Raw genomic sequence first — 13,768 nt, 5'->3', positions numbered from 1 at the left:
AGGGCAGCAGGCGGGTCAGCGCCGCCTGCTGTCGGCTTACTGGGTCAACTTGGCTTTGGCGGCCTCCAGGCCTGGCTTGCCATCGACGGTGGTCACGCCTGCGAGCCAGGTGTCGAGTACTTGAGGGTTTTTCTTGATCCACGCCTTGGCGGCTGCATCAGGCTTCATTTTGTCGTCCAGCACGTTACCCATCAGGGTGCTTTCCATGTTCAGCGTGAAGGACAGATTCTTGAGCAGCTGACCTACGTTGCTGCACTCCTGACTGTAGCCTTTGCGGGTGTTGGTGTAGATCGTCGCCTGGCCATAGTTGGGGCCGAAGAAGTCATCGCCGCCAGTCAGATATTTCATCTTGAAACGGGTGTTCATCGGGTGCGGTTCCCAACCGAGGAACACCACATCGTTTTTGCGTTTCACGGCGCGGTCGACCTGCGACAGCATTGCGGCTTCACTGGATTCCACGACCTTGAAACCTGCGTCTTTGAGGCCGAAGGCGTTCTTGTCGATCATGCTCTGGATCAGGCGATTGCCGTCATTGCCAGGCTCGATGCCGTAGATCTTGCCGCCCAGTTCCTTCTTGAATTTGGTGATGTCGGCGAAGTCATGCAGACCTTTGTCGTAAAGCGCTTCCGGCACCGCGAGGGTGTACTTGGCGTTCTCCAGATTGGCACGCACGGTTTCGACGGTCCCTGCTTCGCGATAGGGCTTGATGTCGTTTTCCATGGTCGGCATCCAGTTGCCGAGGAACACGTCCATGTTCTTGCCGTCGGCCAGCGACTTGTAGGTCACCGGTACGGAAATCATGGTGGTTTTGGTCTTGTAACCCAGTGACTCGAGTACGGCGCTGGTTACCGCAGTGGTGACGGTAATGTCAGTCCAGCCGACATCGGAGAAGTTGACCGTATGACAGGCCTCTGGCTCGGCTGCCTGGGCTAGCACCGGCATACAGAGCGTAGCGGCCAACAGCAACGATTTGGAACCTTTCATGGGGTGGACTCCTGTGAGTTTCTTTTAGTCATCAGCAGGTGAACGCTGACGCGGCTTATGGGTTGGCGAGGCTTTTCGCGAAGCTCCATCACTGCGCCGGGCGATCGAGTCGGAACCGATCATGTAACAGGGAAAATCAAACGCCTACAGGGGGCGTCGTATCCAGTGCAGGAGGCGTCGTATCCAGTGCGCGCAAGGTCGCTTACAGATTCGTTGCATCGTACGCACGCCCGGTTGCAGTGTCGGAACTGCGAAAAAACGGCCAGTACGTTACACAGTCGCTGCGCAGGTCGGCAGCGGTCGGTTGGCAGGTCGGTGCCTGCGCGAACGCGGTGTTTTGGAGGGGAGTAACGCCGACAAGTTCATTATCGGGTCGGATCCGGCAGTGGTCACGCCATGTCGGGTGTCATTTTTGGTGGCTGCGCGCTTTTCGATCACGCGCCCTGCAGGCCGCCACTTTTTAGCGCGAGCGTCTACCCTGCGCAGCGTTTCCTCGAGGTGTGCCTTGAGTAGCACTCGGCGTGACAAGACCCTTTGGTCGTTTCCGTCAAGTGCTACCGAACTGCTCATCGAGCTGCGCGATCCGCGGCCTCGCTGTCGCAAACAGGTAAGTGGGTCGCAGCCGGTTAGACGCTTCGCGACGTCGCTTTCGGGTGTTCTTGAATGAGCGATCAAATTCCGGCATGGGATTTGCGATGTCATCACAGCGCCTTCAGTGACGAGGGCTACAACAAGAGCCTGTACTGGGGCCAACCGTATGCCATATGAGAGGAGATAGTGTGATGACATCGTTCAATCAAGGGACTCAACCCCAGAATCGCGCGCCACAGTCCATCGGCTTTCTGCTGCTGGATAACTTCACCCTGATCTCCCTCGCATCGGCGGTAGAACCCCTTCGCATGGCCAACCAGCTGTCGGGTCGCGAGTTGTATCGCTGGACCACGCTGAGTGTCGACGGCGGCCAGGTCTGGGCCAGCGATGGTCTGCAGATCACGCCGGATGCGGCGATGCACAAGGCTCCTTTGCTCGATACCGTCATCGTCTGCGGCGGTGTCGGTATTCAACGCTCCGTCACGCGTGAACATGTCAGCTGGCTACAGGGCCAGGCGCGTCAGTCGCGTCGTCTGGGCGCCGTGTGCACCGGCAGTTGGGCGCTGGCGTGTGCGGGTTTGCTGGATGGTTTCGAGTGCAGCGTGCATTGGGAATGTCTGGCCTCGATGCAGGAAGCCTTTCCGCGCGTGTCGATGAGCACCCGGCTGTTCACGCTGGACCGCAATCGTTTCACCAGCTCGGGCGGCACCGCACCGCTGGACATGATGCTGCACCTGATCAGTCGTGATCATGGACGCGAGTTGTCGGCAGCCATTTCCGAGATGTTCGTCTACGAGCGCATTCGCAACGAACAGGACCATCAACGCGTGCCGCTCAAGCACATGCTGGGCACCAATCAGCCGAAGCTGCAGGAAATCGTGGCGCTGATGGAAGCCAATCTTGAAGAGCCGATCGATCTTGACGAACTGGCTGTGTATGTCGCCGTTTCGCGCAGGCAGCTGGAGCGGTTGTTCCAGAAATACCTGCACTGTTCGCCTTCGCGCTACTACCTGAAACTGCGCCTGATTCGCGCCCGACAGCTGCTCAAGCAGACACCGATGTCGATCATCGAAGTGGCATCGGTGTGCGGCTTCGTGTCGACACCGCACTTCTCCAAATGCTACCGCGAATACTTCGGCATCCCGCCACGTGACGAGCGCGTAGGGTCCAACACCGCACAGCAGGTCGCGATGATGCCAATCCCGCAGGCCCTGGTGCTCGCCCCGTTGTCCGGGCCGATGTCGGCACTGAGTCAGGCGCGTAATGAGTCGACGTTTGCGAGTGTGAGGCTTTAAAAAAGTCCGGTTTGCAAATGCCCACGACGAGAAAGCATCTCTCACAGGCTGTAAAACATTCGCTCTGCTCATCGCCCTACAGACGCTAAGGTTCAACGTTGAACCGGTTCTGGAGAGCGATGGAATGCCTGATTGCGCAACGACACGACACCTGCGCAAAGGCAGATGCTCGGCAGTCGGTCAGATTTACGTGGTCACTTCAGTGACGAAGGGCCGTGTACCTGTGTTCGCCGAAATGCAGCTGGGACGGCTGCTCGTACGAGAAATGAAGCGTTGCGAAGAGCAGGGGCTGGTCAAGTCTATGGCATGGGTAGTCATGCCTGACCATCTCCACTGGCTTTTTGAACTCAAGGCCGGTGATTTGCCCAGCCTGATGAAACAATTAAAGGCTCGAAGCTCGATTGCAGTTGGAAAACGGTGTGTCCGTCGTCACGCTTTGTGGCAATCCGGGTACCACGACAGAGCAATCCGCGACGAAAAGGATATTGCGCCGATAGCCCGTTATATAGTGGCCAACCCTTTACGTGCGGGCTTGGTTAAAAAGCTTGGGGATTACCCGCTGTGGGATGCTATCTGGGTTTGAGGCACGGGCAGCTTTCGCGAACAAGTTCGCTCCTACGGCCTGCGGCCAGAAGCTGAGGGATCACGGTTTGCTTCTGCCCTTAGGGCGTGAGCATTTTTCGTGAACAAGTTCGCTCCTGCGGCCTGCGGCCAGAAGCTGGGGGGCACGGTTTGCTTCTGCCGCAGGGCGTGAGAGTGTTTTTCGCGAACAAGTTCGCTCCTACGGCCTGCGGCCAGAAGCTGGGGGTTCACGGTCTGCTTCTGCCGTAGGGCGTGAGTGTTTTTCGCGAACAAGTTCGCTCCTACGGCCTGCGGCCAGAAGCTGAGGGATCACGGTTTGCTTCTGCCCGAAGGGCGTAGGAGCGAACTTGTTCGCGAAGACTGGCTTTCACACAACATAGCTTCCGGAAATAAAACGCCCGTTTTCAAGCATCAAAGCGCGAAGCGCGCCACCATGCCGTTAAGGTCGATTGCCAGGCGTGACAGCTCGGTGCTGGCTGCGCTGGTCTGGTTGGCGCCGTTGGTGGATTGTGCCGACAGGTCGCGGATGTTGACCAGGTTGCGGTCCACTTCGCGGGCGACCTGTGCCTGTTCTTCGGCGGCGCTGGCGATGACCATGTTACGTTCGTTGATCTCTTCGACCGCGCTGTTGATGGTGTTCAGTGCCTGGCCCGCGCCCTTGGCGATGTTCAGGGTCGATTCGGCGCGTTCAGTGCTGTTGCGCATCGAGCTGACGGCCTGTTCCGTGCCGGTCTGAATGCTGCTGATCATGCGTTCGATTTCGCTGGTCGATTGCTGGGTGCGGTGTGCCAGGGCACGCACTTCGTCGGCGACGACGGCAAAACCACGTCCAGCTTCACCGGCACGTGCGGCTTCGATGGCGGCGTTCAATGCCAGCAGGTTGGTCTGGTCGGCCAGGCCGCGAATCACGTCGAGCACCTTGCCGATATCACGCGACTCATTGGCCAGGCTGATGATCAGCTCGGCAGTGCCCTGCACGTCGCCACTCATGCGCTCGATGGCGCTGACGGTTTCCTGAACCAGGTCGCGGCCGTCGCCTGCAGAGGTCGCCGCGCTGCGCGAGGCCTGCGAGGTGCTGGTGGCGTTGCGCGCCACTTCTTCCACGGCGCTGGTCATCTGGTTGACCGCAGTGGCAGCCTGTTCTATTTCATCGTTCTGCTGCACCAGCCCGCGTGCGCTTTCGTCAGTGACGGCGTTCAGCTCCTCGGCTGCCGAGGCCAGTTGCGTGGCCGAGCCGGAAATACCCTGCAAGGTATCGCGCAGCTTGTCCTGCATGGTTTTCATGGCCAGCAGCAGACGACCGGCTTCATCGCTGCCGTCGATACTGATCGGCTTGGTCAGGTTGCCTTGCGCAATGGTCTCCGCTGCTAGCAGTGCGGTGGCGATCGGTGTGGTAATGCTCTTGATCAGCATCCAGGCAAACACGATCGTCAGTAGTGTGGCAGCGATCAGCAGTCCGATCACCATGTTGAATGCCGAGTCATACTCGATGGAGGCCTGTTCTTTGACCGCATTCAACTGCGCCGTATTGATATCCACCAGCTTGCGCAGCACAACGTTCATCTGGTCGGAGTTGTTGACCATTTCGTTGTTGAGCAAGCCCTGCAGTTCGTCGATGTTGTTGGCACGGGTCAGCGTTTTCAGGCGGTCTTCAAGCTGGCGATACTGGCTCAGCAACTGCACGTACTGGCTATAGAGATTACGCTCGTCGGGGGTGCTGATCAGCTTCTCGTAAATGGCCTGAGCGTCAGTGATCTGCTTGTTGCGCATCGCCATGAGTTCGATGGTTTTCTGCTGGGTTTCCGGATCGCGGTTGACCAGCAATCGGTAGGACAGCACCCGCAGACGAATACTGACTTCAGCAAAGCGATCAAGGCTCTTGATGCTGGGCACATTGCTGTCGGCCAGCACCTCGGTGGCGCTGCGGATCTTGCTCATCTGTGACAGTGCAAAGACGCCCAGAATCAGCATGAGGGTGCCGATCATGGCAAAACCAAGAAACGCTCGGGGCGCGATGTTCATATTTCGCAGGGACATAGAAAGCTTCCAGGGTCATTGACGCGTTCCATGCGATTTAGAGACGGGGATAAAGCCGTAAGTGGGGTGCCTATCGGACGTGCGACTAAAGTCTTGAGCCGATAGGCACGTATTGGGCGTGACTTAATCGTGACGATTTCTTCATTTCTCTCCCGGGTCGGGCGCAAGCCCTTGAAAAGACGGGGCGTAGGCTTTTTCCGAGATGGCAGTCTGCCCATTGCCTGCGCGCATTTGTCGCAGTTTCAGACGGTCTGACGAACAGCAGGAACCGGATACCGAATAAGGAGTCACAAGCCCCCTACGCGTCTACGTTATCGATGTGTCGATGTGATGACAGAGCGGTGAGCGCTGGTATGCGCAGCGACTTTTCTTTATCGTACGCGCCCGTTGAAATTTGCTCGAGAAATCAAAATGTTGGAAGCCTCCCTTAGCCAATTGGAACAACTTGTCGGCGATCTGGTGCAGCAGAACCAGGCCCTTCAGGAAACAAATGCACAGCTCGGTGCCGAGCTGGCAAAAGCCAAGGACGAGAACGAGAACTTGCAACTGAGTCTGATGGAGCAGGAAGAGAAGCATGGCAGCACTGCCGCGCGCATCCAGGCACTGGTTGATCGCGCGACCAGCGCAAGTGCTGTCGGCGCATGAACGTCGATGGCAGCGGTGTAACCGTTCTCACCATTCTGGGCAATGAGTACTCGGTCAAGGCGCCGGCTGGCGAAGACCTGACGCTCATGAAGGCCGCTGCGATGCTCAATGCGTCGCTGGCCGACACTAAGCGCAAATACCCGACGTTGATCGGTGACCGTCTGCTGGTACTCGCGGCGTTGAATCTGTGTTCGCAGCAGATCGAGCTTGAGCAACTGCACAAGGTCGAGCTCAAGCGCTACCGGGAGCAGGTCGAAGCGACGGTGGATGTGATCGCCAAGACCATCGCCCCGAACTGAACGTGATGCGCTGACGCAGTCGCAGTCAGAACGAATGCGACTGTCTGCGCCTGCGCCACTGCCCGAGTGCTTCCTCCAGCCGCAAGGGGCTGTCGATCTGCTGACGACGGGCGTGGCTGAACAGAATCAGCGCCAGTTCTGCGGTGACCAGCGCATCGGCGCTGGCATGGTGACGCTCTTCGGCATGCAGACCAAAGAAACGAGTCCAGTCATCCAGCCCGGCATGACGCAGGTTGGCGTGTTCGCATAGCATCGGGGCTATTTCGGCGACGTCGAAAAACGCATGCTGCAAGCGATAGCCCAGGCTTTCCTTCAAGGCGCGTGACAGCATGTGCTGATCGAATGGCGCATGAAAGCCGAGAATCGGGCTGTCACCGACGAACTCCATGAAGTCCAGCAAGGCTTCGACCGGCTCACTGCCAGCGGCAATCGCGCTAGGCGCCAGCCCATGAATCAGAACGGCCGGACTGATCTTGTGGTCGACGCGCAATAGCGTGCGCTCGAACTGCTGGCCCAGATCGATGGCGCCGTCTTCAATCACCACCGCACCAATGGACAGCACCTGATCACGGTTCATATTCAGGCCGCTAGTTTCCAGGTCGAGCACGACCCAGCGCTGTTCACGCAGTGACCGGTCGCTGAGGTTCGCGCACACCGGCAGCCGCTCCAGGCGATCCAGTTGATGCGCGTGCAAGGGTGTCTTTTTCGGCCGTGGTTTGAGCCATTCGAACAGGTTCATAGTTGATAACGCAGGGTCAGGCTGGTTTGCAATCGCTGCGCCTGGCGAAACGATTCGCGCAGAATGCGCCGGTCCAGATGGTTGAGTGTGTCGGGGTCGATGCGGTTGGAATACGCCAGGTTCTGGCGGCTCTGCAGTTGGTGCTGCTGCATGCGAGTCTGCTGAATGAAGTGATAAGCCTCTTCATACGCGGCACCGTCAAGCGGGTCGATGACTTCGCGCTCGACCAGCTGGCGCAAGCGTTCCTGCGTGTTGCTCACGCCGATACCGTTGGCCAGCGCCAGCAGGCGCGCCCCGTCGACGAAGGGCGTCAGGCCTTCGACCTTGAGGTCCAGGGTGTCCTTTTCACTGCCTTTGCGGGCCAGTACGAAATCCTTGAAACGACCCACTGGCGGACGCTGGCGCAATGCGTTGTCAGCCATCATGCGCTGGAACAGCCGGTTATCTGCGACCTGATCGAGAATGCTGCGGCGCAGTTGCTCGCCGCTGCTTTCATCACCCCAGACCACGCGCAGATCGAAATAGATACTCGAGGCCAGCAGGTTCTCCGGCGTCGCCTCGCGAATAAACGTCGAGAAGCGCTGCGACCATTCGAGTCGGGACAGGCACAGTTCGGGGTTGCCGGCCATGATGTTGCCCTTGCACAGGGTAAAACCGCACTGCGCGAGGTTCTGATTGATGCGTTCGGCAATCGGCAGCAGTACGTTGCGAATCTGCTCTGCCTCGGCTGCATCACGCGCTTCGAACAGAATGCCGTTGTCCTGATCGGTATGCAGCGTCTGCTCGCGACGGCCTTCGCTGCCAAAGCACAGCCAGCTGAAGGCAATGCCAGGGTCGCCTTTCTCTGCAAGCGTCAGCTCGATCACCCTGCATACGGTGTGGTCGTTGAGTAGGGTGATGATCTGGGTTATCTGGGTTGAAGACGCGCCGTGGGCGAGCATGCGATCGACCAACTGGACGATATCGCCCCGCAAGCCGGCGAGCACTTCAATACGTGGCGCGTTGCGGATGGTCCGCGCCAGGTGCACCAGGTCGACCCGTTGCAGGGAAAACAGATCCCGCTCCGACACCACGCCGCACAATCGCCCGTCGCGGACCAGGCACACGTGGGCGATGTGCCGACCGGTCATGGCGATGGCGGCGTCGAAGGCACTGGCGTCCGGGCTCAGGTGGAAAGGCGACAGGCTCATGGTGTGCCTGACCGGCGCGCTGAAGTCGGCATTCACATCGGCAACCGCCTCACGCAGGTCGCGCAGGGTAAAGATCCCCAGCGGCGACTGCCGCTCGTCGACAATCACGATGCTGCCTACTTGCTGCTCGTGCATCAGCCGCACGGCGTCGCGCATGGGCGTTTCCGGGCTGCACATCACCGGATGGCGCATGGCAAGTTCACCCAGCCGGGTGTTCAAAGAGTACTGCGTGCCGAGGGTTTCGACAGCGCGCTGCTGGACCTGTTGATTGACTTGGTCCAGCAAGCTGCTGACACCGCGCAGGGCAAAGTCGCGAAAGGTTGTGGAAAGCGCGAACAGTTTGATGAACGCCTGCTTGTTCAGCTGTAGGCAGAAGGTGTCCTCGGCAGCCAGATGCTCGGTGCGCGTGGCGCGCTCGCCGAGCAGGGCTGCGAGCGGAAAACACTCGCCTGTGGTTATTTCAAATGTCGTTTCCGTACCGCCTTTGGCAGAATGCGGACGCTCGCCGACGATGCGACCCTGCTTGACGATGTAAAAGTGCTCCACCGGCCCGTCGCCAGGCTTGATGATGCTTTCACCTGCAGCGTAGAAGCGCAGCTGACACTGCTCGACCAGATACGCCAGATGAGCGTTTTCCATCTGATTGAACGGCGGGAATTTTTGCAGAAACTGCATGGTGCCGTGTATGTTCTGCAGCACGGCTGTCTTGCCTGCCTGGGTGAAAGCATCTGCCTTGCTCATGGCCTGTTCCGCGTTCTTGTTATTGGTGCTCATGGTCGGCCGCTTGCAGCCAGGTGCCCATTGGACGTAAGTCTTACCTTGAACCCCGTGACACCGCCGTGCTGCTTGCGACATAACTGATTTGACGAGCGCAATGGATTGCGAGCGAAGACTGGCCAGGATGCCGACGAAATGCATCGCAGATTGACCCGTATCTGCTGTCGGATTAGTTCAGGGAATGATGAGACTGCAATGATTGACCACGATATTCTGAGCGACGATGAGCGCGATGCCCTCCATGAGGTCATGCTCACGCCCGACCGCAGCGCCCCGCAACGGGTCCTGATCGTCGATGACGACAGCGACGCGCGCGAACTGCTGGCCGAAATTCTGAGCCTCAATGACATCAGCTGCATGACCGCGCCCGGTGGCGATACTGCGCTCCAGATGATCCACTCGCGTCAGTCCATCGGACTGCTGATCACCGACCTGCGGATGGCTCCTTTTGACGGGCTGGATCTGATTCGCAAGGTTCGAGAGTCGGACCGCGCCGAACTGCCGATCATCATTGTTTCCGGCGACGCCAACGTGCGCGATGCCATCGATGCCATGCACCTGAACGTGGTGGACTTCCTTCTCAAACCGCTCAATACCAGGCAGTTGGTGAAGCTGGTCAAGCGGGAATTGGGGATAAGTTGAGGCGGTGAGCCGTTGCAGGTTCTGGTCCGGCTAGGACCAGAACCTGCAAGGAAGGTGTGCGACGCGTTACAGGCCGTTGATGGCCTTGAACTCCCGACGGCGACGATGCAGTACCGGCTCGGTATAGCCATTAGGCTGTCGCGTGCCTTCGATCACCAGTTCGACCGCCGCCTGGAAGGCGATGTTGTTGTCGAAGTCGGGTGCCAGCGGGTGATACAGCGGGTCGTTGGCGTTCTGGCGATCCACCACCGGGGCCATGCGCTTGAGGCTTTCCAGAACCTGAGTTTCGCTGACGACACCATGACGCAGCCAGTTGGCCATGTGCTGGCTGGAGATGCGCAGCGTGGCGCGGTCTTCCATCAGGCCGATGTCGTTGATGTCCGGTACTTTCGAACACCCCACGCCTTGATCGATCCAGCGCACGACATAGCCAAGAATGCCTTGTGCGTTGTTGTCCAGTTCGTTCTGGATTTCTTCCGGGGTCCAGTCAGTGTTCGGTGCCAGCGGAATGGTCAGAATGTCATCCACCGAGGCTTGCTCGCGCTTCGCCAGTTCGGCCTGACGGGCGAACACGTCGACTTTGTGATAATGCATGGCGTGCAGCGCAGCCGCGGTAGGCGAGGGGACCCAGGCTGTGTTCGCACCCGCCAGTGGATGAGCGATTTTCTGCTCCAGCATCGCCGCCATCAGGTCCGGCATGGCCCACATGCCTTTGCCGATCTGTGCGCGACCTTGCAGGCCGCATTTCAGGCCGATGTCGACGTTGGAGTTCTCGTAAGCAGCGATCCACTTCTCGGCTTTCATCTGGGCCTTGCGCACCACCGGACCCGCTTCCATGGAGGTATGGATTTCGTCACCGGTGCGGTCGAGGAAGCCGGTGTTGATGAACACCACGCGCTCGCTGGCGGCCTGAATGCAGGCTTTGAGGTTGACCGTAGTGCGGCGCTCCTCGTCCATGATCCCGACCTTCAAGGTGTTACGCGGCAAGCCCAGCACCTGCTCGATACGCTCGAACAGTTCGTTGGTGAATGCCGCTTCCTCCGGGCCGTGCATCTTCGGTTTGACGATGTACATCGAGCCGCTGCGGCTGTTGCTGCGCGAGGTGTTGCCGTTGAGGTTGTGGATGGCGGCGAGGCTGGTCAGCAGCCCATCGAGAATGCCTTCCGGCACTTCGTTGCCGTGTTTGTCGAGAATCGCATCGATGGTCATCAAGTGGCCCACGTTGCGAATGAACAACAGCGAGCGACCGTGCAGCGTGACTTCGCCGCCCTCTGGCGTGGTATAGACGCGGTCCGGGTTCATGGTGCGGGTAAAGGTTTCTCCGCCCTTGGACACCGACTCGGCCAGATCGCCCTTCATCAGGCCCAGCCAGTTGCGGTAGACGACCACTTTGTCGTCGGCATCCACAGCGGCGATGGAGTCTTCGCAGTCCATGATAGTGGTCAGCGCAGCTTCCATGAGAATGTCTTTCACGCCCGCCGGATCGGTCTGACCGACCGGGCTGGCGGCGTCGATCTGCAGTTCGAAGTGCAGACCGTTGTGCTTGAGCAGCAAGGCAAACGGCGCCAGGGCATCGCCTTGAAAACCCACAAGTTGGGCGTCATCGTGCAGGCCGGTATTGCTGCCACCCTTGAGACTGACGACCAGCTTGCCGTCGATCAGCTTATAAGCCGTCGAGTCGGCATGTGAACCTGCTGACAGAGGCGCTGCCTGATCGAGAAAGGCACGAGCGAAAGCAATCACTTTGTCGCCACGCACCTTGTTGTAGCCTTTACCCTTTTCCGCGCCACCTGCTTCGCTGATGGCGTCGGTGCCGTAGAGCGCGTCATACAGCGAACCCCAGCGGGCGTTTGACGCATTGAGCGCAAACCGGGCGTTCATCACCGGCACGACCAGTTGCGGACCCGCCATGGTGGCGATTTCTTCATCGACGTTTTGCGTGGTGATCTGGAAGTCCGCTGCTTCTGGCAGCAGGTAGCCAATCTCTTGAAGGAAGGCTTTGTAGGCCGAGGCGTCGTGAGCCTGCCCTGCATGCGACTGGTGCCAGGCGTCGATTTTCGCCTGTAACTCATCACGTTTGGCGAGCAGTGCCTTGTTCTTCGGCGCAAGGTCATGGATCAGTTTGTCTGCACCGGCCCAGAACGCAGTGGCGTCGACGCCGGTTCCGGGGGTGGCTTCGTTCTGCACGAAGTCGAACAGGACTCTGGCGACTTGCAGGTCACCGACTTGAACGTACTCAGTCATTGCACTTGCCTCACTCTGCTCAGCAGGGTCGAGCACACTCGGGGAGCGCTCTGTTATTGATCCGGGTGTCATGTAGTGCGCGATTCGGGATACTACATGAGCCGTCGTCGCGTGAAAACGTCGCTGAATATGTCACTAAACGACCGGATATTCATATCGGGTCACGATGATTATTCAGCGTGTTCCCAAAAGCATTCAGGATTGTTCCATAAAGCGTGGCAAACGGTACACGATTTACCGTGTGCGAGCTGCCTCTCCGGGATGCCTATACTGGTATGACCGACGCTGTCTCCAAACCATCTGTGCAGAAAGAGGAATTGACCGTGGATCATCTCGTCGTAACGCTGGTTGCCCCCGATAAACCGGGCCAGGTCGAACGCATCGCGCGGTGCATTGCCGAGCATGGCGGCAACTGGCTGGAAAGCCGCATGTCGCGCATGGCCGGGCAATTTGCCGGGATCCTCAAGGTAGGTGTCGAGGCCGAAAAGTATGACGACCTGATCAAAGCGCTGAACGGCCTGTCAGCCCATGGCATCCGCATGTTGCTGGCCGAGAGCGTGGTCGAGACGTCCGATACCACCCGCCTGATCAGCATGGAACTGGTCGGCAACGACCGCCCCGGCATCGTGCGCGACATCACCCGTTTGCTGGCCGGGCAGGGCGTCAACGTCGAACACCTGATCACCGACGTGTCCCCTGCGCCCATGAGCAGCGAACTGCTGTTCCAGGCCAAAGCAGTGCTGGGCGTCCCGCAGGAATTGTCACTGGATGACCTGCAGATGGCGCTCGAGACCCTGGCGGATGATTTGATGGTGGAGTTGGTGCTGGGAGCCAAGGAGTAAGCCCGACGACTGGTTTTATTCAGTTGTGGACTGCTTCTCGCTCTGGTACCAGCCTGACTTCTACACGTTGCCCCAGCGCTCTTGCTGCGCTGGCCAGCGTCGCAAGAGTCATTCCTGGATCGTTTTGATCCAGAGCCCTGTCCACTGCCGTCCGGCTTGTGTGCATACGCTCGGCAAGAGCCTTCTTGGTCACCTTTTGCTGTTTCATGACTTCGGCGATCTGCCAAGAGATGACTCGCTTCAGAGCTGCGGCAGAAACCTCCTCGGCAAAACCTTGCTCGGCAAGGAAGTCATCGAAGTCGGAGCCAATGTGCTCGTTCATTACCTTTTCCTCTTCAGTGCTGCCTTGCGCTGTCTGGCAGTTTCCAGATCGGACGCGGGAGTTTTTTCACTTTTTTTGATGAAGCCATGAAGCAAAACCATTGTGCGGGCTTCGACGGTAAACAGTACTCGTGCAATCTTTTCCTTCAAATCTATTCTGACTTCCCAAAGGTCTGGCTCCATTTTACGGACCACAGGCATACCTATTGGCCATCCGAACTGGACCGTCTTGATGTCAGTGCCGACTGCCTTACGATCATCGCGTGGCAGATCGATCAGCCATTCACGTACAGGTTCATTGCCTGTTTCGGTCCGGAAAAACTTGACGGTCAAAGTGGGTGGGAGATTACTCATATCTGGAGTGTACCAAAAAATGTGCATAATTCAATACTTGGAAAGGTATCCGGGTTATCCAAGTTAATCGTGCACCTGCCTGTGGATAACCTGGGGGAATAGCCTTGCGCGCCACACCCGCCGTGGCCTGGCGTGTATTGATCAAAAATTCAACAGTTTCAAGGGCTTGTGCACAGATAAGGTCAGTCTGCCTGTGGATAACCTTTGGAGAACCTCTTGCAGCCCA

Annotated in this window: 13 protein-coding genes; 6 read left to right on the top strand and 7 right to left on the bottom strand. The window is 58.5% G+C overall.

Annotation, left to right across the window (positions count from 1 at the left end; genetic code table 11):
• Window positions 1–36: 36 nt before the first annotated feature.
• Window positions 37–984 (bottom strand): choline ABC transporter substrate-binding protein, encoded by a 948-nt coding sequence (locus JOE39_RS17485; protein WP_003393608.1) that lies wholly within the window; start codon window positions 982–984, stop codon window positions 37–39.
• Window positions 985–1,766: 782 nt separating this feature from the next.
• Between JOE39_RS17485 and JOE39_RS17480 the strand changes: the two genes are divergently transcribed.
• Together JOE39_RS17480 and JOE39_RS17475 are read left to right on the top strand one after the other, a co-directional pair.
• Window positions 1,767–2,870, top strand: coding sequence for a GlxA family transcriptional regulator (locus JOE39_RS17480; protein ID WP_003402189.1), 1,104 nt, complete (start codon window positions 1,767–1,769; stop codon window positions 2,868–2,870).
• A gap of 124 nt (window positions 2,871–2,994) precedes the next feature.
• Window positions 2,995–3,453, top strand: coding sequence for a transposase (locus tag JOE39_RS17475; protein ID WP_024665607.1), 459 nt, complete (start codon window positions 2,995–2,997; stop codon window positions 3,451–3,453).
• Between the two features lie 410 nt (window positions 3,454–3,863).
• On the opposite strand, the gene JOE39_RS17470 is transcribed toward JOE39_RS17475, so the two are convergent.
• A complete protein-coding gene (locus JOE39_RS17470; RefSeq protein ID WP_003422609.1) occupies window positions 3,864–5,489 on the bottom strand; it encodes a methyl-accepting chemotaxis protein in 1,626 nt (541 codons plus the stop codon).
• A gap of 411 nt (window positions 5,490–5,900) precedes the next feature.
• On the opposite strand from JOE39_RS17470, the gene JOE39_RS17465 reads away from it, so the two are divergent.
• Both JOE39_RS17465 and JOE39_RS17460 read left to right on the top strand, forming a co-directional pair.
• Window positions 5,901–6,134 (top strand): hypothetical protein, encoded by a 234-nt coding sequence (locus JOE39_RS17465; RefSeq protein ID WP_003316169.1) that lies wholly within the window; start codon window positions 5,901–5,903, stop codon window positions 6,132–6,134.
• Window positions 6,131–6,433, top strand: coding sequence for a cell division protein ZapA (locus JOE39_RS17460; RefSeq protein ID WP_003316170.1), 303 nt, complete (start codon window positions 6,131–6,133; stop codon window positions 6,431–6,433). Before JOE39_RS17465 ends, JOE39_RS17460 begins: the two co-directional genes overlap by 4 nt.
• A 25-nt stretch (window positions 6,434–6,458) precedes the next feature.
• Here JOE39_RS17460 and JOE39_RS17455 read toward each other — a convergent pair whose 3' ends face one another.
• Entirely contained in the window at window positions 6,459–7,172 is a 714-nt protein-coding gene (locus tag JOE39_RS17455) for a 3'-5' exonuclease (protein ID WP_024961459.1), read from the bottom strand.
• Window positions 7,169–9,103, bottom strand: a complete 1,935-nt coding sequence (locus JOE39_RS17450) for a DUF294 nucleotidyltransferase-like domain-containing protein (RefSeq protein WP_210078671.1) — start codon at window positions 9,101–9,103, stop codon at window positions 7,169–7,171. The genes JOE39_RS17455 and JOE39_RS17450 overlap by 4 nt, the downstream gene beginning before the upstream one ends.
• Window positions 9,104–9,334: 231 nt before the next feature.
• Here JOE39_RS17450 and JOE39_RS17445 point away from each other — a divergent pair, with 231 nt between their 5' ends.
• Window positions 9,335–9,781 carry a response regulator gene (locus JOE39_RS17445; protein WP_003316174.1) on the top strand — a complete coding sequence of 149 codons (447 nt, stop codon included), beginning with the start codon at window positions 9,335–9,337 and terminating at the stop codon, window positions 9,779–9,781.
• Window positions 9,782–9,847: 66 nt separating this feature from the next.
• Here JOE39_RS17445 and JOE39_RS17440 read toward each other — a convergent pair whose 3' ends face one another.
• Complete coding sequence (locus JOE39_RS17440; protein WP_210078538.1) at window positions 9,848–12,025, bottom strand: malate synthase G; 2,178 nt, start codon at window positions 12,023–12,025, stop codon at window positions 9,848–9,850.
• Window positions 12,026–12,348: 323 nt separating this feature from the next.
• Between JOE39_RS17440 and JOE39_RS17435 the strand changes: the two genes are divergently transcribed.
• Complete coding sequence (locus tag JOE39_RS17435) at window positions 12,349–12,867, top strand: ACT domain-containing protein (protein ID WP_046266869.1); 519 nt, start codon at window positions 12,349–12,351, stop codon at window positions 12,865–12,867.
• A 19-nt stretch (window positions 12,868–12,886) separates the two neighbouring features.
• Here JOE39_RS17435 and JOE39_RS17430 read toward each other — a convergent pair whose 3' ends face one another.
• Complete coding sequence (locus JOE39_RS17430; RefSeq protein ID WP_003393594.1) at window positions 12,887–13,189, bottom strand: XRE family transcriptional regulator; 303 nt, start codon at window positions 13,187–13,189, stop codon at window positions 12,887–12,889.
• Window positions 13,189–13,542 (bottom strand): type II toxin-antitoxin system RelE/ParE family toxin, encoded by a 354-nt coding sequence (locus JOE39_RS17425; protein WP_024649925.1) that lies wholly within the window; start codon window positions 13,540–13,542, stop codon window positions 13,189–13,191. The genes JOE39_RS17430 and JOE39_RS17425 overlap by 1 nt, the downstream gene beginning before the upstream one ends.
• Between the last annotated feature and the right edge of the window lie 226 nt (window positions 13,543–13,768).

This window comes from Pseudomonas sp. PvP100 (assembly GCF_017833055.1).
Lineage (GTDB): Bacteria > Pseudomonadota > Gammaproteobacteria > Pseudomonadales > Pseudomonadaceae > Aquipseudomonas > Aquipseudomonas syringae.
The sequence above is the reverse complement of the archived record's forward strand: the minus strand, read 5'-3'. Positions and strand labels throughout refer to the sequence as shown.